The organism is Sedimentibacter saalensis (assembly GCF_007830175.1).
GTDB lineage: Bacteria > Bacillota > Clostridia > Tissierellales > Sedimentibacteraceae > Sedimentibacter > Sedimentibacter saalensis.
The window spans coordinates 1-21,846 of sequence record NZ_VLKH01000006.1; the positions used below are offsets into that span (position 1 = coordinate 1).

Below are 21,846 nucleotides of genomic sequence, written 5' to 3' on the forward strand. Positions count from 1 at the left end.
TTCAAAAGAAAGATTGAAGAAGCTGGAATGATTCAAAGTATGTCTAGAGTTGGAAAATGCATAGATAATGGACCTATGGAAGGATTTTTTGGCATATTAAAAACTGAGATGTTTTATGGGAAAAAGTTCAAAACACTTGAAGAATTAAAGGAGAAAATAGTTAAGTATATTGAGTTTTACAATGAAAAAAGATTTCAAAAAAGACTAGGATGCATGGCTCCTTTAGAATATCGAAACCATACATCCATATGTGCATAACATTTTAATTAAATTACCTGTCTACTTGACAAGTGTCTGTTCAAAATGCAGGATTTTTTTTATTTTTGCGTATGAAAAAAGTGAATAATATTAAATAAGAAAAAAATTTAATATTGTGTAGCATTAGAATGAATAATTTTCACAATGCATGAAATTTGTCGAAAAAAGTAACGAAATGGAATATCAACCGCGTTTAATGATTACTTTTGGGGTTCATTTTCAAAGAATTCCATACTCAAAAAATTATTGACTATATTTATCAATGATGTTACAATTCAGTATGTTTGAAAAGTTAAAGCTTAAAAGAAGTAAAACGTTTCATAAGCACAATTATTATATTATATATTAATTTTTTTATGACGTTACCATGAAATGCTAATATGAAAAGTTTGTTTCTTTTATCTTTACAGGAAGTATACTTCCGGAAAACATTAAAAAATATTTTATTAATTAGGGAGGACAATTAATATGGCAACGTTTTTAATCGGAATTATTATTTTAGTTGCTGGCGGTTTTGTTTACGGTAAATACTGTGAAAATGTATTTGGACCTGATGACAGAGAAACACCAGCAATATCAAAAGCAGACGGAGTAGACTTCGTCGTAATGAAAAAATGGAAAAATGCACTAATTGAATTACTTAACATCGCAGGTACTGGCCCGATATTCGGGGCAATACAAGGTATTCTGTTTGGACCTATAGCATTTATTACAATCCCAGTTGGTTGTGTACTTGCAGGATCAATGCATGACTACTTCTCAGGTATGATCTCTATGCGTAACGGTGGAGCTCAGATGCCTAAACTTATTAAAAAGTATTTAGGAAACAAGGTTATAAAAGCTTACAACTTCTTCTTATGGGTATTGATGTTCCTGGTAGGTGTTGTATTCGTTTACACTCCTGGAGACTTAATAGTAACTCAAGTTTTAAGACAAGAAGCAGCTGTTGCAAACCCAACAGTATGGATAGTATACGGATGTATATTTGTTTACTACCTGATAGCTACATTGTTCCCAATTGATGCTATAATCGGAAGAGTTTACCCAATATTCGGTGGATTCCTTATTCTTTCAGCAGTAGGTATTTTCGTAGGAGTTCTTATGGATGGCGGAGCTAACCTTACTAACTTATCATTTGCTTCAAACCCATTTGCACAGCATGCAACAGGACTTCCTTTCATACCAACATTCTTCATTACAGTAGCATGCGGTATAATGTCAGGATTCCATGCAACTCAGGCTACTTTGATTTCAAGAACAGTTAAATCAGAAAAAGAAGGTAAAGCTACATTCTTTAACATGATGATTGTTGAAGGATTCATAGCTATGTGCTGGGCAGCAGGTGCCATGGTTATATTCGGAAGAGGAACAGATTTGGCTACAGCTCCTACATTGATGGTAGGTCTTGTATCAAGAGGTTTCTTGGGACCAATAGGCGGTATGATAGCAGTTATAGGAGTTATAGTACTTCCAATAACTTCTGGAGATACAGCATTCAGATCATTAAGACTTATGGTTTCTGAACAGTTCAATATTAATCAGAAAGTAGCAAGAAACAGAATAATAACTACAGCATGCTTGTTCGTGCCTGCAGTATTTGTTCTTTACTATGCTAAATCATCACCAACTGGATTTAATATTTTGTGGAGATACTTCTCATTCACTAACCAGTTTGTAGCTACATTTGCTTTGGCAACAATATCTGTTTACCTGTACATCAACGGCAAAAACTTCCTGGTTGCATTAATTCCTGGAATGTTCTACTTCTTTGTAACATTGAGCTTCATTTTCCATGCTCCTATCGGTCTTAAACTTGACGAAAGACTTGGAATGGATCCAAAAAGCTATACAGCATCATTCATTCTTGCAGCTATCTGCTGTATAGGATACGCATGGTTTGTAAAGACACATGGCGAAAAAGAAAAAGATCACATTTTACAGGATGTAATTTCTTAAAAATAAACACTAAGGATCACCGACGAGGTGGTCCTTTTTTTTATATACGAGGAAAGTTCTATTTCTAGTATATAAAAAACGGGGATTGCAAAGGGCGGGACGCCCTTGCCGTCAAGGGGGGTGCTCAGCAAAAAATACGTTAGTATTTTTTGCGCCGAAGGGGGACATAGGTCCCCCTAGCGGAGTTGCGGAGCAACTTTTTTATGCCCTAACCCCATTTTTTGACCGTAGGGAGAAAAAATGGTTGGTAGGTCATGACGTTGTTATAGCAAATTTCTGCCCTCCTGTTTACAAAACATTTAATTTTTGATACAATTTACTTGAATTTGCTGACTTATTCTAATGAAAAGGTTAAATTAATTTTAAAGGATGTCATTATGAACAGAGTAATACGATTGTTGTTTAATAGGGTTACGTTGGTAACATTGGCAATTCTACTTCAATTGCTCACATTTGCATTAATTATATGGAAGTTCAGCAGTTACTTCGTTTTATTTGATGCTGTTTTTATGATTGTCAGTGTACTTGTTGTTATTTATATATTAAACAGAAGAAGCGACCCTGCATACAAAATTGCCTGGATTATACCAATCATGCTTTTTCCAATATTCGGAGGAATATTTTATCTCATGGTTGGGGGGCGAGGCTTGTCTTTGCGCAAGAAAAACAACATGCAGAGCATAACAAATCAGCTGAGAAGTTCTCTGAGACAGGATTCAGAAACACTTGAGCTTTTGAAAAAAGAAAGCATAAGCGCCTACAATCAGGCAAAATATATAGATAATTACTCGCTGTGTCCTGTTTACAATGACACTGAAACGGAATTTTATCCGTCTGGAGAATTGTTTTACGAACATCTTCTTGAAGAATTAAAGAAGGCTGAAAAATACATTTTTCTTGAATTTTTCATAATAGAAGAAGGAATAATGTGGAATTCGATTTTGGACATACTTGCAGAAAAAGCAAAAAAAGGCGTTGATGTGAGGGTTATTTACGATGATGTTGGTTGTGTGTTCACGCTGCCGTCGGATTATAATCAAAAACTTCAGTCAATGAACATCAAATGCTGTGTATTCAATCCTTTCCTTCCGGTTTTAACATTCAGCCTCAATAACCGTGACCACAGAAAGATTGCTGTCATAGACGGAAAGTCAGCCTTTACGGGAGGAGCGAACCTGGCAGATGAATATATCAATGAACGTGAGAAGTACGGACATTGGAGAGACTGTGCCATCAAATTAAAGGGCGAAGCAGTCATGAGCCTGACGGCCATGTTTTTGTCCATGTGGAATTTTCTTGCTAAAACAACAGAAGATTTCAGCAGGTTTAAACCTGAAATTCTTCCTACGGGTTCACAGTGCCAAGGCTTTGTTCAGCCTTTTGACGACAGCCCACTTGATGATGAGAATGTAAGCGAAGCAGTGTACATGAATTTAATCAACCAGGCAAAAAAGTATGTATATATAGAAACTCCGTATCTTATAGCAGACAATAAAATGATGGTGGCTCTTTCAATGGCTGCAAAAAGGGGAGTTGACGTTAGAATTCTTACGCCTCACATACCGGATAAGTGGTATGCCTTTGCAGTAACTCAGTCCAATTACGAAGAACTTATTGAAGCAGGAGTTTCAATCTACGAATACACACCGGGGTTCAACCACGGAAAAACTTTTGTGGTTGATGATGAATATGCAGTGGTCGGGACAATAAATCTTGATTACAGAAGTCTTTACCTTCATTTTGAATGCGGTGTTTGGATGTACGGCACAAAGTGTATAGATCAGGTGAAGCAAAGCACATTGAATGCTTATGATCTCAGCAAGAAAGTAACAATAGAAGAACTTAAAAAGATTTCAAAAATCAGAAGGATTGGGAGAACAGTTCTAAAAATTCTTTCACCTCTGATGTAAAAAATACATAAGGAATGGACAGATATGAAAAAAGACATGAAATTTTATTGGAAGCTATTTTCTTCCACTTTTTCATTAAGTGCGTTCACAATAGGCGGAGGATACGTCATTGTGCCGTTAATGAGGAAGAAGTTTGTTGAAGAGTTGAATTGGATCGAAGAAGAGGAAATGCTAAACCTGGTTGCAATTTCGCAGTCGGCACCAGGGCCTATTGCAGTCAATACATCAATAATGGTTGGCTACAGGCTCGCAGGGGTTCTTGGTTCATTTGTATCAATACTTGGAACAGTGCTGCCACCTTTAATAATAATAACTGTTGTGGCTCAGTTTTATGCGGCATTTAAGGAAAACAAAGTGGTTAATGCATTGCTTTTGGGCATGAGAGCCGGTGTTGCAGCCGTAATTATAGATGTTATAATTAAAATGGCAAAGGATATTGTAAAGAGCAAGAATAAGGTGTCAATAATGATTATGGCAGTAACATTTTTCGCTGCTGTTGTACTTGACATAAATGCTGCACTAATAATAATCTTAAGCGGAGCTTTTGGTGCATTTTATTATCAGATGCTAAAGAAGGGCGGTGATCAGCAATGATATATTTACAAATATTCTGGAGCTTTTTTCAAATAGGATTGTTCAGCATCGGTGGAGGATACGCAGCACTGCCGCTTATTGAACATCAGGTGCTTGAAATTCACAAATGGCTAACGTTAGGAGAATTTGCAGACCTTCTTACAATTTCTCAAATGACTCCAGGACCCATAGCTCTTAATGCATCAACATTTGTTGGTACAAAGGTAGCAGGATTGCCAGGAGCAATCATTGCCACTGTTGGATGTGTTACACCATCCTGCATAATAGTAATTACGCTGGCTTATTTTTATTTTAAATATAAAAACTTATCCACCATTCAAGGTATTTTAAAGGGATTAAGACCTGCAGTTGTATCTTTGATTGCATCTGCCGGTTTGTCAATACTTCTTCTTGCAGTATTTAAAACTGAAGGAGTTACATTAACAACAATGAATCTAAGTGATATTAATTTCATTTCAATTGCCATGGTTGCAGCAGGAGTTGTTGTTCTTCGAAAGTTCAAGATGGATCCTATTAAGGTCATGATTGCAGCCGGAATAGTGGGTATATTCATTTACGGTATATAACTGTCATTGTCTTTCTACAAAGCAATGCGAAGGAGAGTATATGTCAGAAAACAAATTTACACATTTGCACGTCCACACTGAATTCAGCCTGTTGGACGGCGCATGCAGAATTGAAGAGCTTGTTAAGAGAGCAGCAGAGCTTGGCATGGATTCATTGGCCATTACAGATCACGGATCCATGTACGGTGTTGTGGAGTTTTTCAAACAGGCAAAAAAAGCAGGCATAAAGCCCATACTTGGTTTTGAATCATATGTGTCACCAAGAAAGATGACTGACAAGGATCCTCAAAAGGATAAAAATCAGTACCATCTTGTTTTGCTCGCTGAAAATTATACGGGTTATAAAAACATCATAAAGCTTTGTTCTGAAGGCTTTGTGGACGGATACTATTACAAGCCGAGAATCGACCATGAAACTTTAAGGCGTCACAGCCAGGGCGTTATTGCTCTAAGCGCATGTTTGGCGGGAGAAGTTCAGACAAAATTGCTTGAAAATAATTACGAAGATGCTGTGAAAGCAGCTCTTTTGTATAAAGATATATTCGGAGAAAATAATTTTTATCTTGAAATGCAGGACCACGGCATGCAGGAGCAGCAGGCTGTAAACAAGAACCTTCTAAAAATAGCCAATGAAACAGGAATCAAACTTGTTGCCACAAATGACGTGCACTATATAAACAAAGAAGATGCATACTTTCACGATGTTCTTCTCTGTATTCAAATGCAGAAATCAGTAATGGATGAAGACCGCATGAAATTTCCGTCAGATGAATTTTATCTTAAATCATATGAGGAAATGGCACAGATTTTTCCTGATGATATTTTAAAAAATACACACGATATAGCCAGAAGATGCAATGTGGAGCTTGATTTTGAAACGGTACACCTGCCGGAGTTCAAGATTCCCGCAGGTTATGAGAAGTCAGAATATTTCAGAGAAATATGTCAGAAAGGCCTGCAGGAAAGATACAAAATTGTGACAGATGACATTCAAAAGCGTCTTGATTATGAAATAGGAATCATAGAACAGATGGGATACGTTGATTACTTTCTCATAGTGTGGGATTTCATTAAGTATGCCAAGGACAACAAAATAATGGTAGGACCAGGCAGAGGTTCTGCAGCAGGGAGCCTGGTTGCGTATTCCATGAAAATAACAAACATCGACCCTCTTAAATACAGCCTTATATTTGAAAGATTCTTGAATCCTGATAGAATAAGTATGCCGGATATTGACGTTGACTTTTGCTATGAAAGGCGAGAAGAAGTTATAGAATATGTTAAGAACAAGTATGGCAGCAGCAGGGTGGCCCAGATAATTACATTCGGTACAATGGCTGCAAGAGGAGCCATCAGAGACGTTGGAAGAGCCCTGAACCTATCTTACGGAGAGGTTGACTTCATAGCCAAGAAGATACCAATGGACCTTGGAATGACCATTTCTAAGGCTCTGGAGGTAAACAAAGAATTAAAGGACCTGTACGATGGGGATACGAAGGTTAATAAGCTTTTAAATGTTGCTCTTAAGGTGGAAGGATTACCAAGGCATGCTTCAACTCATGCAGCAGGAGTTCTCATATCAAGAGAAGATGTTACAGAATATGTTCCTCTGTCAAGAAACAAGGATATAATAACAACTCAGTTTAACATGATAGAACTTGAGGAACTGGGTTTACTTAAGATGGATTTTTTAGGACTCAGGACACTTACTGTCATAAGAGATGCCATAGATTTAATTGAGGAAAATCATAACTTGAAGATTGATTTTGCTAACTGCAGCTATGATGACAAAAATGTTTACAAGTTGTTTTCAAATGCGGACACTCTGGGGATATTCCAGTTTGAAAGTTCGGGCATGAGGGCTTTTTTAAGCGAGCTTAAGCCAACGGAGTTTGAAAATATAGCAGCTGCCAACGCCTTGTACAGGCCGGGACCTATGGGACAGATTCCCGTATATATAAAAAACAAGCTTAATCCGGACAGTGTAAAGTATCTTCACCCAAAGCTTGAGCCAATACTTAACGTAACATATGGCTGTATGGTTTACCAGGAACAGGTCATGCAGATAGTAAGGGACATCGGCGGATTTACTATGGGGCGCTCAGATCTTTTAAGGCGTGCAATGGGTAAGAAAAAAATGAGCGTCATGCTTGAAGAACGCCAAAACTTCATATATGGCAAGAAAGCTGAAAACAATGAGCCTGCAATATTAGGAGCAGTAAACAACGGTGTGGATGAAAAATCTGCCAACGACATTTACGACCTTATGGTTGAATTTGCAAAGTATGCTTTCCCAAAAGCCCATTCGGTTGCATATGCAGCTCTTGCATATGAAACAGCATGGCTGAAGCACTATTATCCTGTGGAATTCATGGCAGCTTTGATTTCAAGCATCATGGGAAGTTCAGGCACTGTTTCACTGTACATCAGGGAATGCAAGAGGTTAGGAATAGAAATACTGCCGCCGGATGTCAATGAAAGCCTTGACAAATTTACTGTCCAAAATGGAAAAATCCGTTTCGGACTGGCTGCTGTAAAAAATGTCGGAACAAATGTAATAGCCGATATTGTAAAGGCCAGAGAAACTAAGGGCAAGTTTACAAGCTTTGCTGATTTCTGCACAAAGGTTGACCAGAGCGTACTCAATAAAAGGCAGATAGAATCTCTCATAAAGTGCGGCGCGTTTGATTTTCTCGGAGTTTACAGGTCACAGCTCATGGCCGTCTATGAAAAAACAATTGATTCAATTGTAAATCAGAAAAAAAGAAATATTGAAGGTCAGTTTTCAATGTTTGATGACAATTCATCCTCAGAAATAGACATGTCACTAAATGATGAAATGCCAAATCTTCAGGAATATAATGAAAAAATGCTCTTAGCCATGGAAAAGGAAATGGTGGGAGTTTATTTAAGCGGCCATCCTCTTTCTGAATATGAGGAGGAGCTTGACAAAAAAGCTACCACAAATTCCAGCGAAATTGCAGATATAAAGGATCAAGAGGAAGAAAACAAAATTATAAAAGACGGAAGCCGCGTTGTAATGGGCGGAATAATAATCAAAAAACAAAATAAAATAACAAAGAACAACAATATGATGGCTTTTGTAACACTGGAGGATTTATACGGAACCTTTGAAGGAATTGTATTTCCCAAGGTTTATGAAAGCTGCAAGGATGTGTTGTACGAAGACAGCATAGTCCTCATTGAAGGAACAATAAATGCAGCGGAAGATGATGCACCAAAACTAATATGCAACAAAATTTCTGAGCTTAAAAAAAGTACAACAAATGTTTCTAAACATAAGGAAAATAAATTATACATCAAAGTTAAAGATAAGAATCACTACATGAAAATAAAAAATGAATTATTTACAAATATTAGTAAATACAATGGCAATGATTGTGTTATAATCTACAGTGAACTGGAAAAAGCAAATATGGTTCTCCCAAAGAATTACTGGATAGATGCAAGCAACAAGAATTTAATAAATGATCTGAAAACATTGCTGGGAGAAACTAATGTAGTTTTAAAATAAATTACCCATTGTAGGGGAGGGTCTTGTGGACGTCACTGAAAAAGTCTTTCCTGTCATCCTGAACGACAGTGAAGGATCTCATCTTTGTTGAAAACATGAGATTCTTCGGCTACGCCTCAGAATGACAGTGAATAAATATATAGTTTTTCAGTGGCCTCGTCTTGTGCCCGCCTGCGCGGGAGGACAGTAGTCCTCCCCTACAAAATTGAAATAACTTTGTCATCAAACTGAATTATATTTTGGAAATAATTCTTAATTCTTAATTCTTAATTTTAAATAACAGGAGGCTTTTATGAAAAAAATCGGAGTACTTACCAGCGGAGGAGATGCGCCTGGAATGAATGCTGCCATCAGGGCAGTAGTAAGATACGGAATTTTCAATAACATAAATGTTGTGGGTATTAAAAACGGGTTCAGAGGCCTGGTTGAAGGTGATTCTATGGAGATGAGCCTTTCATCGGTTGCTGACATTATTCATAGAGGAGGAACGGTTCTTGGAAGTGCAAGAAGCAAAGATTTTCAAGAAAAGGAAGGCTTTGAGAGGGCTCTTAAAAATGTGAAATATTTAGGCCTTGACGGCATTGTAACAATAGGAGGAGACGGTACGTTCAAGGGTGCCATGGAGCTTGCAAAAGCTGGAGTACCAACAATTGGTATACCTGGTACAATAGATAATGACCTGGCATATACTCAGTATACTCTTGGTTTTTTCACAGCTCTTACTACAGTGCTAGAATCAGTTGAAAAAATCAGAGACACTTCCTCATCTCACGGAAGAACAAATGTAATTCAGGTTATGGGCAGAAACTGCGGAGACATAGCTTTGTATGCAGGTTTGGCCGGCGGAGCAGAAATGGTTATAATTCCTGAAGTTGATTATAATATTGATGAAGTGTGCGATAAAATAATGCAGGGCAGGGCAAGAGGAAAGAAGCACAGCATAATAATACTGGCAGAAGGTGCCGGAGATGCAAAGGACATTAGTGAATTAATAGAAAAAAAGACAGGTGTGGGTACAAGATATTCTGTTCTCGGATACACTCAAAGAGGAGGCACACCTTCAGCATTTGACAGGCTCATGGGAAGCCAGATGGGTGCCATGGCTGTGGAGCTTCTTACAAGTTCTGTTTCTAACAGGGTGCTTGGAATAAAGGGAAATGAAATATTCCATATGGATATTGAAGAAGCTCTTTCAATGGAAAAGAAATTTGATGAAAAGTCATACGAGCTGACAAAAATACTTTCCATATAATATAGGATTTATTTAATAACAATTAGAATAAAAAGGAGTGATAATATGCAGAAATTAAGAAAAACAAAAATTGTATGCACCATAGGACCATCCTCTCAGGATGAAAAGTCCTTTAAAGAACTTGTTTTAAATGGATTGAATGTGGCAAGACTCAATTTTTCTCACGGAACCCATGAAGAACACAAGGCAAAAATAGATGTAATAAAAAAAGTGCGTGAAGATCTTGGGACCTGTACTGCAATAATGCTGGACACAAAGGGACCTGAAATAAGAACAAAAGATTTTGAAAACGGCGTTGCTGAGCTTGTAAAGGATCAGGAATTCATCCTTACCACAAGGGATATTTTAGGAAATAAAAACATTGCAAGCGTCACATACGATAAGTTTGCCCAAGATGTAAAACCAGGAGATACAGTGCTTATAGATGACGGCCTCATAAGCCTGGAAATTGTTGAGTCATTAAACGATACTGACTTAAAATGCATTGTAAAAAACGGAGGAATCGTAAAAAACAAAAAAGGAATTAATGTTCCAAACGTTCAGATAAATTTGCCTGCTCTTACTGAAAGAGACATAGACGACATACAGTTTGGTATCGAAAATGGAATTGATTACATAGCAGCATCATTTATCAGAAAGGCAGATGATGTAATTGCCATAAGAAGAATTCTGGAAGACAGCCTTGCAGACCACATAATGATTATTTCTAAAATTGAAAACAGGCAAGGTGTGGAGAACATTGATGAAATAATAGAAGTTTCAGACGGCATAATGGTTGCAAGGGGAGACTTGGGAGTTGAAATACCAGCAGAGGAAGTTCCTCTGGTTCAGAAAACTCTAATCAAAAAGTGCAATGATGCAGGTAAACCGGTTATTACTGCAACACAAATGCTGGATTCAATGATGCGTAATCCTCGTCCTACAAGAGCTGAGGTATCAGACGTGGCAACAGCAATATTTGAAGGGTCAGATGCCATAATGCTGTCAGGAGAAACTGCATCAGGAAGCTATCCTACAGAAGCAGTGAAGACAATGTCAAGAATAGCAACAATGATAGAAAACTCGCTGGATTATGATGAAATATTGAAAAACAAAAACATAGCATTCCAAAACAGCATAACTGATTCCATAAGCTATGCAACATGCAAGACATGTCTGGATCTAAAGGCTTCTGCAATAATTTCAGCAACATCGTCAGGCTACACAGCAGCAGCAGTATCCAGGTACAGACCAAAGGCTCCAATTATAGCAGCCACTCAATCTGAGCAGGTAATGAGAAGGATGTCTCTTTACTGGGGAGTATACCCTATTAAAATCGAAAAGCTTAATTCCACTGATGAAATAGTTGAAAAGTCTGTTGATAGAGCACTGGAAATGGGCTACATTGAAAACGGAGACCTGACAATTATAACTGCAGGGGTACCTGTTGGAGTTTCAGGAAGCACAAACCTTTTAAAAGTTCATATAGTAAGTGAAATTCTTTACAAGAGAGTTGGAGTTGGAAAAGAAACTATTATTGCAAAGGCAAGAGTAGCTAAGAATGCTTCAGAACTAAGAGATAAGTTTGAAGACGGAGATATTATCGTCATGACTGCAACTGATAAAGATGTGATTGAATATATGTCAAGAGCTTCGGCAATAATAGTTGAAGAAGGCGGCCTTACATCACATGCATTCATTGCAGGACTTAATCTTGGAATTGAAGTAATAGTAGGAGCAGAAGACTGTACAAAAGTCATAAAAGATGGAGAACTTCTTACTGTCAACGGAAGACAGGGCGTTGTTTACAGAGGCCAGGCCAAAATAATGTAAAAGGAGATAGTACCATCGAAAAATATAAAAGCATAGTAAAATTATCGCTGCCCATAATGTTTATGGCTCTGACAATTTTGCTGATTGTTTTTAATCCAGGCGCTTTCAGCTGGATTATAGATTCATTCAAACCAATTATATATGCCCTTATAATTGCGTATCTTCTTGATTCAGTTGTTGAATTTTTCATGAAGAAGCTCAAGGTAAGAAGGGCACAGGGAATTTTTCTTGCCTGCATAATTTTAATAGGTCTCATAAGTACTCTCGTATACAAGGTTGTACCCCAGATAGTTGAAAATATTAACAACATAGTAAATTTTATAATGGATGGGAATGTGGATGTTGTTCAGATAGTTACAGATCTGAAAGACAGAATCAATCACCCATATGTTGTATACGTTACTGATTATATCCTTGAGGCAAGCGAATCAGTGAAGGAACTCATGAATGATTTGCTTCTCAGAGTGTCAAACATGCTTATGAGGCTGGTAACAAACATAGGTTCGAGTGCATTTACTGTTGTAACAAGCTTCATCATAAATATATACATGCTTTCTGAAAAAGAAGACATTCTTGCAAGAGGAAGAAGATTCATATATGCCTATTTTAATCATCACAAAGCACGAAAGACTCTTGAAGCTTTCAGCCGTGGAAATAAAATTTTTAAAAGCTTTTTGAACGGCAAATTGCTTGATTCGGCAATTGTTGGAGTTATATGCGTAGTAGTGTTTTACATATTCAAAGTGCCATATGCTCCGCTCATGGGAACAATTATAGGGGTATTTAACATCATTCCTTATTTTGGACCCATAATAGGATCGGTTCCCGTTGTAATTGTTTCATTTTTCGTGGATCCCCCAAAGGCTGTCTATGCTCTTATTATAATAATAGTTATACAGCAGCTTGACGCAAACATTCTTGATCCTAAAATAGTGGGAAACAACGTGGGTGTAAGCCCTTTCTGGATTATCACATCAGTTACTTTGGGAGGAAATTTGTTCGGCATTCCCGGAATGATTCTGGGAGTTCCTGTTGTGGTTTTAATTAAGACCATCATAGAGGAAGCAGTGGACATGAGACTTATAGAAAAAGGAATATGCGACATAGAAAAAGAAAAAATGAGGGAAAATAAAAAATAAAAACCTGCCTAGGCAAGTTCAAGTTGATGACAAAGTAACATTTGACGTTGTCATTCTGAGGGCGTAGCCCGAAGAATCTCATGTTTTTAAAAGATGAGATTCTTCACTATCGTTCAGGATGACAGCGTCAGAGTCTATCAAGACTGACCTGCGAAGCAGGTTTAATTTTTATTGTTAATCATCAAGTGAAGTTGATCTTGGCCTGCAGCCACCGCCGGCTCCGCCTACAGAGTTCTCATCGATTTGTCGTGGGAACAATCTCGGGAATGTCGGGCAAAGAGCAGCCTGCTCTGGTGATAATTGTACAAATCCTGTTGAAAGTACACATAACTGAACAGGAACAACTATTTTCTTTTCGCAGGAAACGCAAAGAGAAATAATCAAGTTGATTGACAATTCACCAGTTCTTGGGTCAAGAGTAAAGTCTCTTTGAATGCTGTTAGTTGCAAGTCTTACTATGCATGACAGGTTGCAGAATTCAGTAAATCTTGGCAGAAATGCCGTGTCTTGTACTGAAGGTACGCAAATTTCAAAGAAGTTAGTCAATACTAAAGGATTACATTTTGGTGCTATTTCAACAACTGCTGTGAGTGTTATTATGCTTTCGTTAGTTGAATTGCAAGGAGAAACCACTAAATCAATTTCTACTTCAACACAGCCTGTTATTTCAATGTTCTGAGTTCCGAATACAGGAGTTCCCAGTTCTTCTTCATCACAGAATTGAGTGTCAGCGAATACTAATTTTTCGCTTAATGTTCCGTCTGGTCCTATTACTTTATAGTCGCAGCCGTCTTCTTTCTTAACAAACTGTCCGCCTGATAATTGAGTGTTTGGATTGATTTTCAAATTGCAGTCGTCATTGATGTTGTCAGGATTGAAGAATTTTCTGCATCTGATATCAGCAATTCTGATTATATTTGTTCCGCATCCTAAGTTTGGTTCGAAAACTGTATCCGGAGCTGTTTTTAATCCTTGCAGATTAAACAGCACAGCATCGTAAACTTTTTGTACATATATTGGTTCAGTTACCACATTTCTCAATGTACCATCCCAGTCACAGCCTGACTGACCTGTACAGCATCTATCTGCAATATCGCCAATGCCTGCAACGGAATTTTTATTGTTTGAGCATTTCATGTTTATATTACCTCCTCATATTTTACTGTTGCTATACTTCAATATATTCTTATTGGCTATAGTTGTTACAACCATCTAAACTTAAAAATATTTCTAGTATATGGGTTTTTTATTGAATTTTTTTTGATGATAGTGTAAAGTATAATAAATAATATCAATTATGGAGGAAATATGAAATTACCAATAGTTACATTTGAATTTGAAAACGGCGATGTGATAAAAGCTGAATTGCATCCTGAAATAGCTCCAGTCACTGTTAACAATTTTATTTCATTGATCAACAAAAGTTTTTATGACGGAAAAATATTTCACAGAGTTATAGAAGGATTCATGATTCAAGGAGGATGCCCTAACGGAAACGGAATGGGAGGACCTGGATATACAATAAAGGGTGAATTTACAGGCAACGGCTTTAAAAATGATCTTAAGCATGATGCAGGAGTTCTTTCAATGGCAAGAGCCATGAACCCAAATTCAGCAGGTTCACAATTTTTCATAATGCACAAAAAATCTCCTCATCTTGACGGTCAATATGCTGCATTTGGAAAAGTGATTGAAGGAATGGATGTAGTAAACAAAATTGCACAAACAAAGACTGACCGCATGGACAGACCTGCTCAGGAAGTTAAGCTTAAACAAGTAACAGTTGACACATTCGGAGAAACATATCCAGAACCTGAGAAAAGCAATTAAGAATAAAATGTGAAAAGACGTGTCAATAGACACGTCTTAATTATTGTTTATTCTGCTGATTGTAGGGGCGGGTCTTGTGCCCGCCCGCGGGAGGACACAAGGTCCTCCCCTACATAGCTCTTAATTATTAATTACCAACGTGGAGCCGTTTCTGTCTTTTTGAACTGTGATTGAAGATTCTATTGTTTCCTTTAGAAGCTGCACGTGAGATATGATTCCCACAAGTCTCTTAGATCCCTTTACAGATCCCAATATGTTCATGGCATCTGCTATTGATGATGAATCCAGGCTTCCAAACCCTTCATCAATAAACATGGTGTCTATTTTTATTCCGCCTGATTGTGCTTGTACAACTGAAGAAAGTCCCAGAGACAAAGCAAGAGAAACAAGGAACTTCTCTCCTCCAGACAAACCAGCAACCCCTCTTTTTTCTCCGGAGTAACCGTCAAAAACTTCCAGCTCAAGCCCTGCTTTTCTTGTGCGTCCGCTTCCTTCAAGAGTTCTGCAAAGCTGGTATCGACCGCCGTGGACATTTTTCAAAAGTCGGTTTGCTTCAACCGTAACGCTGGTGAGCATAACTCCCAGGACGTAACGCCTGAGGCTTATGCCTTTGTCGCCGCGAAGAGTAGTTCCAAAGCTGTAGTAGGAATCATATTTGCGTATGAGTTCCTTAAGGAGTCTTTGTTCTTCGCAAACACGCTTGACTAAAGTTTCAAGTCTGTTTTTTCGTTCATTCAGAAGTGCAGATTGTTTTTCAAGCTGTGTAATTTTAGCTTCCAGCTCACTGACAATATTTTTCATATTTTCTATTTGAGGCTTTGATTTATTCGATGTAAGTTTCTCAAGCCTTTCAAGATTTTTGGCAACTGATTTTTTTTCGATGATGTAATCCTGGATTTTTTTGTCCCATTCATCCAATGTATCTTGATCAGTAAGGAAAAATTTAAATTCCTGTGTGTCAGCAAAGCCGTTTTGTTTCAGCAAATCCAGATACTCTTCTTTTGCTTTGTTGTAATCCTTTGTTCTTATTTCGAGATCTTCCTTAAGAAACAAGAGAGATGCATTTGATGAACTCAGTTTTTTGTCGGCAAGAAGGCTTTTGTCTGTCAGTGCTGAAAGCTCATCAGTATATCTTGTTATTTCATTTTTTAAATTGTTTATTTTGTTCATCAGGGCATTTTCATCATCTATGCCGTCAATTTTTCGTATGCTTAAGGAATTGTAATTTGCATATGTTTCTTCTTTTAACTTGCCTTGAGAAGACAACTGATTACCAAGCTCAGAAATTTTGGTTTCAAGTTTAGCAATTTCAGAGGATATAGCAGTAATTGCAGCTAACAAATCATTTAATTTTCCTGATTCTGTTTCTGCAGTTTTTAACTCAGACAGGGTGTCTTCCTTTATAAAACCATCCAGGCTTTTACCTATTTCTGCAATTTCATTTTCAAGACTTTGGTATTTTTCTGACTTTGAAAATTTATTAGCTTCCTGACGAGCAATAATGTTGTTTAGTTCAGCTGCCTCCTCGCTTAATTTATCCAATGAAGTTCGCATGTCTTTAATAAGCTTAGAATCTACATCTTCAGTTGATTTTGATGGTTTTTGAGGATGATGGATGCTTCCGCAAACAGGGCAGGGTTTGCCGTCTTCAAGTTTTTCACTTATGATGTATGCTGTTTGTTCAATGTACCTGCTGTATGTCTCTTCATATATTTTAATTTTAGTTGTAACGGTTTTTTTGTTCTTTTCCAGGTCCTTATTAAGCATATTTATTGCATTTTCTGCTTTCTTTATTTCAAGTCCTGTAATGTTAAGCTCCAGTGTCTTTTTATCAAGAAGTATGAATTTTTCTGCCCTTTCCCTGAGCTCAGGAAGTTTCATGGTGTAATTATTGAAAATAAAATCCTTTTTGTCGGAATATTTCTTCAGCTTGTCCTTTGTAAGAACAAGTTGTTCCTGATTCAAAGTATCTTCAGCTTTAAGCAGTTCATATTTCTTGCTTTCATTTTCAGATATTATTCTGGCACTTGAAATCTGTCTGTATACCTGTATGAGTCCTTCAGCAATGATTTTATTTTCCTTCAGCTTCTCAATTTCGCTTTCTCTTTTCTTAAGCTCATCGAGTGATTTTTGTAAATTTTCCTTTGCAAGTATGCAATCAGCGTTGGTTTTCTTTTCTGTCTCCAATCTTTGTCTTACTTCATTAAACTGGCTATACAGATTCATTGCATTTGAGTACTTTTGCTCAATGCTTTGGGATTTCCTTCCTTTATCAAGCTTTGTTGATAAAATGCTGATTTTGTTTTCCTGTTCTCTGATAGTTTTAAGCTCATTTTCAGTCCGTGTTTTTTCCTCAAACAAATTGAATAGGTCTGTGTTTATTTCAAGCTTTGTTTTTTCTGCCGCAAGGAGTTGTGCAGCTTCTTTTTTCTCATCTGAAGTAAGTTCTATGTTTTTATTTAGTTCAGATATATGATTGTCCAAATCTTCAATTGTTCCGGCATTTTCAGACTTCAGAATCATATTGATGTTTTCTCTTTTCACAGTCACATCACGGCTAATGTTTCTGGCTTCATTGCAGATCCAATCTGCTGCTTCCTGCCATTTTTCTGCATTGAACAATGTAACAAGTATTTCTTCTTTTTCTTCAGACTTTGCAACAAGGAGCTTCTCAAACTTGCCTTGAGGAAGCATTATGACCTGTATAAACTGCTCATGATTAAGGCCTATTATCTCACATGATTTTTGTTCAATATCTCTTATTTTAGGATTTTCAAAAAAAGGAACAAATACTCCGCTTTTGTCAAGAAACATGGCGTTTTGTGTTAAGGCATATTCCTTTGTGCCGTTTCTTTTAGTCCTTATATTTAAACTTCTTGTAAATTTGTATGTTTTTTCATTAACTTTGAAAATGAATTCAACTTCTGTGGGGATTTCCTCCTTGCAAAGCTGACAGCGCATTGCTGTAATGTCTCCGCGTTGTCCGCCGCTTGATTTTCCGTAAAGAGCATAAGTCATTGCATCAAGTATGGTTGTTTTCCCTGAGCCGGTTATGCCGTGAATGAGAAATACGCCTGAATTTTCAAATTTATCGAAATCTATTTCCTGTTTTTTAACATATGGGCCGAAGGCCTGAAATGACAATTTCAAAGGTATCATTGCAAAACCTCCTGGCTGTTTACTGACTCCATGGCTTTCTCGAACAATTTTAATTGCTCTTCTGTCACTTCGCATCCTGTTGTTTCTTTGTAGAATTTCTCCAGTATGTGCTTGGGAGAAAGGGTGTAAAGTTCTTCAACAGTGAGCTGATTTTCTTCTGTTTCATTCATTTTTCCTGTGATGTTCAATAGATTTGCATAGTATGTTCTGAAAAGCTCAACTGCTTCCATGCCTGCGTACATGTCAGTGATTTCGATTTTGATAAAATCGTCTCTTTTCATATCATGGTTAGCAAACTCAAGAACTTCATCAAAAGTTCCCCTTATGATTCTTGTTTCTCTGAGAGGTACTATTTCAAGCTCTTCATATTTTATGCCATTTTCAATTTCAAGCATTGTAATGGTCTTTAAATGACCGGCTTCACTGAATGAATACTTGATGGGGGAGCCGCTGTATCTTATGTTATAGCCCCTGTCCTGGGCCTTGTGAAGGTGTCCCATTGCAACATAATCAAATCCGTCAAATATCCCGGAAGGAACAACAGACGATCCTCCCACCATGGCTGTTCTGTCACTTTCTGACAACACAGAGCCGCTTACAAAGCAGTGGCACATGAGGATGTTGCTGTTACCTTCCTTGAAGTTTTGTTTTATATTTTTGAGCACTACTTCCATGGCATCTGCATAGCTTGATATTTTTTCTTCAGGATACAATGCTTTTACTTCATCAACATTGAAGTAGGGAATGGGATAAATGCTTGAGTTTCCAATTTCAACAGTATTAATTTCAGCTGTAAGTTTCCCATATATATAAAGCCCTGCTTTTTTCAACAATTCGTTGCACGAAGCAAGGCGTGCTGCTCCGTCGTGGTTTCCGGCTGCAATTATTACCGGTACTCCTAGTTCATTGCACAGTCTTGTTACAGCATAATTGTACAATGTTATAGCTTCAGCACTGGAAACAGAGTGGTCAAAAACATCGCCTGCAATTATAACCGCATCTACTTTTTGATCTTTTACAACATTAATGAGGTAATCGATGAAATATCTTTGTTCATCAATTAATGAGGCATTGTGAAGACTTATTCCAAGATGCCAGTCAGATGTATGGATTATTTTCATTTTTTCTCCTTTATAACAATTGCAGTATATTTTGCCATGAATTTAAAATCCAGCACGTAGGGGAGGTACTGTCCTCCCGTGTTATATTAATTCAACAAAACGGGCGGGCACAAGACTCGCCCCTACGCATCGATAAATTACCATATTGCCATGAATTTAAAATCCAGTGTTATATTAAATCAACAACACAAGCGGGCATAATACCACCAGTACAAATCGATAAATTACCATTTTGCCATGAATTTGAGATCACGGGTCGTAGGGGAGGATCTCGTATCCTCCCGAAGTTATATTAAATCAACAACACAAGCGGGCATAATACCACCAGTACAAATCGATAAATTACCATTTTGCCATGAATTTAAAATCCAGTGTTATATTAAATCAACAACACAAGCGTGCACAATACCCACCAGTAAAAATCGATAAACTACCATTTTGCCATGAATTTGAAATCACGGGTCGTAGGGGAGGATCTCGTATCCTCCCGAAGATATATTAAATCAAAAACGCAATAAGGCACAAACCTGCCCCAACTCATCGTTATTGAAAATTAGAATCCTAAATTTTCTCCAACCAAAATAACCTTTATTTTGTTGTTTGGTCTGCAGTACCTAGTAACAAGAATTTGTCCGCAAAGTGTGTCAGGCATTGTGCATTCTGAACATTTTCCTGTAATGCGGCACGGTGTGTTTGAATTTGTTCTGAAGGTGTTTGGAATAGTTGCTTCAGTTCTTGCTCTTTTCATTGCTGTATCTATGTCTGTTGCAACTTTGTTCATTCCTGCAATGACAATCACGCTGTCAGGACCGTAGCAGAAAGCAGCCAGTCTGTTTCCGTTGCCGTCAATGTTTAAGAGTTCTCCGTTCATTGTAATGGCATTTGTGCTTGTTAAAAACACATCTGCAGTGAGGGCCTGTTTCATGAGTCGCACTCTTTCTTCAGGTGATTTTGCCTTGTCCCTGTCTATTACAGCAATTTGCTTTTCTTCAAGCAGCTTTTTGATTCCAAGTTCATCAACGGTGTATGAACCTCCCCATGAAACCACATCATCTTGATTTATCATTGACATTGCTTTTTCTATAGCTTCTTCTCTTGTGTCAACATAGTAACCTTCCATGCCTCTTTTTTGAAGATTTTTTATAATTGTGTCACTTTTTACTTTATATGATTCTTTAAGAAAATCCATATTGTTCCTCCTTATATATAGTCATTTTATTATATAATAAAATGACTGCAACTTCAATTGTAAATTTAGTTTGGCATTGACGAATTAACTAAGAATGTCATGAAATAATGATATTACTAAATCAGGATATGAATTACAGATATATGCAAAAATAGAATATTTACCAATCAATAATTGCTAAGGAACTTTGGGGGTGCTATAATAATTACAGCAACTGAAATTTTCATAGAAGGAATGGAAGGGATATAAAATGAAAGTACACGAAAGATTTTTAAATTATGTAAAATTCGACACTCAATCAGTTCCGGACGTTGAAATAATTCCAAGCAGCGATAAACAAAAAATACTTGGACAGTACCTGGTGGAGGAAATGAAATCTCTGGGAATAAAAGATGCGTTCATGGATGAACACTGCTATGTTTACGGCACGCTTGAAAAAAACACAGACAAAAACACACCTGTTATTGGATTTATCGCACATATGGACACATCTCCTGACATGCCCGGCAATGACATTAAAGCACGTATTATAGAAAATTATGATGGCAGTGACATTGTTCTCAATTCAGAAAAAGACATAACAATGAAGACTGAAATGTTTGAGCATTTATTAAATTATGTGGGAAATGATCTTATAGTTACAGACGGCACAACACTTCTGGGAGCAGACAACAAGGCAGGAATTGCTGAAATATTGTCCATGGCAGAATATTTTGTGAATAATCCTGATGTTGAGCACGGTACTATAAAAATTGCCTTTACACCTGACGAGGAAGTTGGAAGCGGAGCAGACATGTTCGATGTAAAAGGATTCGGAGCAGATTTCGCATACACAGTTGACGGGGGAGAGCTTGGGGAAATTGAATACGAAAATTTCAATGCAGCCAGCGCTAAGGTAACAATTAACGGAGTAAACATCCATCCCGGATCTGCAAAAAACAAAATGAAAAATTCAATATTGATAGGAATGGAATTTCAAAATATGCTTCCTATCCATGAAAGACCGGACAGTACAGAAAATTATGAGGGCTTCAGCCATTTAAACGACATGAGCGGGGATGTGGAAAAAACACATCTTAACTACATAATCAGGGATCACAGCAATGAAAAATTTGAAGCTAAAAAAGATAGATTTTTAAAGACTGCTGATTTTTTAAACAGCAAGTACGGCGAAGGAACAGTTATTGTGGAGCTTAAGGATTCATACTACAACATGAAGGAAAAAATTCTACCACACATGCACATTATAGAAACTGCAAAACAGGCGCTCTTAAACATTGGAATAGAACCTGAAATAGTGCCAATAAGAGGAGGCACAGACGGTGCAAGACTTTCATACATGGGACTTCCGTGTCCTAACCTTTGCACAGGAGGCCACAATTACCACGGAAGATACGAATACATACCTGTTCAGTCAATGGAAAAGGTAGTTGAAATGTTAAAGGAAATAGTGAGATTATACACAAAATAAAAGAGCGCATTCACCATCAAAGTACTGAATTTTCAGAACCGTAGGGGCGGACCT

At 37.4% G+C, this 21,846-nt stretch carries 15 protein-coding genes; 11 read left to right on the forward strand and 4 right to left on the reverse strand.

The features are described 5' to 3' along the window. The 9 genes from LY60_RS11060 to LY60_RS11100 form a co-directional block, all read left to right on the forward strand. On the forward strand, nt 1-258 hold a 258-nt coding region (locus tag LY60_RS11060; RefSeq protein ID WP_145083520.1), incomplete at its 5' end, for an IS3 family transposase. A 468-nt stretch (nt 259-726) separates the two neighbouring features. Continuing rightward, nucleotides 727-2,214: a carbon starvation CstA family protein gene (locus LY60_RS11065; protein WP_145083523.1), complete on the forward strand. Its 1,488-nt coding sequence runs from the start codon at nt 727-729 to the stop codon at nt 2,212-2,214. Between the two features lie 377 nt (nt 2,215-2,591). Continuing rightward, nucleotides 2,592-4,124 carry a cardiolipin synthase gene (cls, locus tag LY60_RS11070; RefSeq protein ID WP_145083526.1) on the forward strand — a complete coding sequence of 511 codons (1,533 nt, stop codon included), beginning with the start codon at nt 2,592-2,594 and terminating at the stop codon, nt 4,122-4,124. Between the two features lie 24 nt (nt 4,125-4,148). Next, entirely contained in the window at nt 4,149-4,718 is a 570-nt protein-coding gene (locus LY60_RS11075) for a chromate transporter (protein WP_145083529.1), read from the forward strand. Next, nucleotides 4,715-5,284 carry a chromate transporter gene (locus LY60_RS11080; RefSeq protein ID WP_145083532.1) on the forward strand — a complete coding sequence of 190 codons (570 nt, stop codon included), beginning with the start codon at nt 4,715-4,717 and terminating at the stop codon, nt 5,282-5,284. The genes LY60_RS11075 and LY60_RS11080 overlap by 4 nt, the downstream gene beginning before the upstream one ends. Nucleotides 5,285-5,324: 40 nt before the next feature. Next, nucleotides 5,325-8,819 (forward strand): DNA polymerase III subunit alpha, encoded by a 3,495-nt coding sequence (locus LY60_RS11085; RefSeq protein ID WP_145083535.1) that lies wholly within the window; start codon nt 5,325-5,327, stop codon nt 8,817-8,819. Between the two features lie 292 nt (nt 8,820-9,111). Beyond that, nucleotides 9,112-10,071: a 6-phosphofructokinase gene (pfkA, locus tag LY60_RS11090; protein ID WP_145083538.1), complete on the forward strand. Its 960-nt coding sequence runs from the start codon at nt 9,112-9,114 to the stop codon at nt 10,069-10,071. Between the two features lie 45 nt (nt 10,072-10,116). Then, complete coding sequence (gene pyk / locus LY60_RS11095; RefSeq protein ID WP_145083541.1) at nt 10,117-11,883, forward strand: pyruvate kinase; 1,767 nt, start codon at nt 10,117-10,119, stop codon at nt 11,881-11,883. A 62-nt stretch (nt 11,884-11,945) separates the two neighbouring features. Then, nucleotides 11,946-13,022 (forward strand): AI-2E family transporter, encoded by a 1,077-nt coding sequence (locus LY60_RS11100; RefSeq protein WP_170226183.1) that lies wholly within the window; start codon nt 11,946-11,948, stop codon nt 13,020-13,022. 174 nt (nt 13,023-13,196) lie between these two features. On the opposite strand, the gene LY60_RS11105 is transcribed toward LY60_RS11100, so the two are convergent. Further along, entirely contained in the window at nt 13,197-14,159 is a 963-nt protein-coding gene (locus LY60_RS11105; RefSeq protein ID WP_145083547.1) for a hypothetical protein, read from the reverse strand. A gap of 171 nt (nt 14,160-14,330) precedes the next feature. Between LY60_RS11105 and LY60_RS11110 the strand changes: the two genes are divergently transcribed. Continuing rightward, nucleotides 14,331-14,852, forward strand: coding sequence for a peptidylprolyl isomerase (locus LY60_RS11110; RefSeq protein ID WP_145083550.1), 522 nt, complete (start codon nt 14,331-14,333; stop codon nt 14,850-14,852). 120 nt (nt 14,853-14,972) lie between these two features. On the opposite strand, the gene LY60_RS11115 is transcribed toward LY60_RS11110, so the two are convergent. The 3 genes from LY60_RS11115 to LY60_RS11125 form a co-directional block, all read right to left on the reverse strand. Then, a complete protein-coding gene (locus LY60_RS11115) occupies nt 14,973-18,011 on the reverse strand; it encodes an AAA family ATPase (RefSeq protein WP_170226184.1) in 3,039 nt (1,012 codons plus the stop codon). Next, nucleotides 18,008-19,132 carry an exonuclease SbcCD subunit D gene (locus LY60_RS11120; RefSeq protein ID WP_145083556.1) on the reverse strand — a complete coding sequence of 375 codons (1,125 nt, stop codon included), beginning with the start codon at nt 19,130-19,132 and terminating at the stop codon, nt 18,008-18,010. The genes LY60_RS11115 and LY60_RS11120 overlap by 4 nt, the downstream gene beginning before the upstream one ends. Before the next feature lie 553 nt (nt 19,133-19,685). Beyond that, the gene (locus LY60_RS11125; protein WP_019230376.1) at nt 19,686-20,321 is read right to left on the reverse strand and encodes a lactate utilization protein; all 636 of its coding nucleotides are present in this window, start codon (nt 20,319-20,321) and stop codon (nt 19,686-19,688) included. Between the two features lie 250 nt (nt 20,322-20,571). Here LY60_RS11125 and pepT point away from each other — a divergent pair, with 250 nt between their 5' ends. After that, entirely contained in the window at nt 20,572-21,792 is a 1,221-nt protein-coding gene (pepT, locus tag LY60_RS11130; protein WP_145083559.1) for a peptidase T, read from the forward strand. The last annotated feature ends 54 nt before the right edge of the window (nt 21,793-21,846 follow it).

What these genes read in the sequence shown, in the direction of transcription:
- LY60_RS11100 (WP_170226183.1), top strand. Translation starts at nt 11,946, where the DNA reads ATGGCTCTGACAATTTTGCTGATTGTTTTTAATCCAGGCGCTTTCAGC.
- LY60_RS11105 (WP_145083547.1), bottom strand. Translation starts at nt 14,159, where the DNA reads ATGAAATGCTCAAACAATAAAAATTCCGTTGCAGGCATTGGCGATATT.
- LY60_RS11115 (WP_170226184.1), bottom strand. Translation starts at nt 18,011, where the DNA reads ATGATACCTTTGAAATTGTCATTTCAGGCCTTCGGCCCATATGTTAAA.
- cls (WP_145083526.1), top strand. Translation starts at nt 2,592, where the DNA reads ATGAACAGAGTAATACGATTGTTGTTTAATAGGGTTACGTTGGTAACA.
- pyk (WP_145083541.1), top strand. Translation starts at nt 10,117, where the DNA reads ATGCAGAAATTAAGAAAAACAAAAATTGTATGCACCATAGGACCATCC.
- LY60_RS11065 (WP_145083523.1), top strand. Translation starts at nt 727, where the DNA reads ATGGCAACGTTTTTAATCGGAATTATTATTTTAGTTGCTGGCGGTTTT.
- LY60_RS11110 (WP_145083550.1), top strand. Translation starts at nt 14,331, where the DNA reads ATGAAATTACCAATAGTTACATTTGAATTTGAAAACGGCGATGTGATA.
- LY60_RS11085 (WP_145083535.1), top strand. Translation starts at nt 5,325, where the DNA reads ATGTCAGAAAACAAATTTACACATTTGCACGTCCACACTGAATTCAGC.
- LY60_RS11075 (WP_145083529.1), top strand. Translation starts at nt 4,149, where the DNA reads ATGAAAAAAGACATGAAATTTTATTGGAAGCTATTTTCTTCCACTTTT.
- LY60_RS11080 (WP_145083532.1), top strand. Translation starts at nt 4,715, where the DNA reads ATGATATATTTACAAATATTCTGGAGCTTTTTTCAAATAGGATTGTTC.
- LY60_RS11120 (WP_145083556.1), bottom strand. Translation starts at nt 19,132, where the DNA reads ATGAAAATAATCCATACATCTGACTGGCATCTTGGAATAAGTCTTCAC.
- LY60_RS11125 (WP_019230376.1), bottom strand. Translation starts at nt 20,321, where the DNA reads ATGGATTTTCTTAAAGAATCATATAAAGTAAAAAGTGACACAATTATA.
- pfkA (WP_145083538.1), top strand. Translation starts at nt 9,112, where the DNA reads ATGAAAAAAATCGGAGTACTTACCAGCGGAGGAGATGCGCCTGGAATG.
- pepT (WP_145083559.1), top strand. Translation starts at nt 20,572, where the DNA reads ATGAAAGTACACGAAAGATTTTTAAATTATGTAAAATTCGACACTCAA.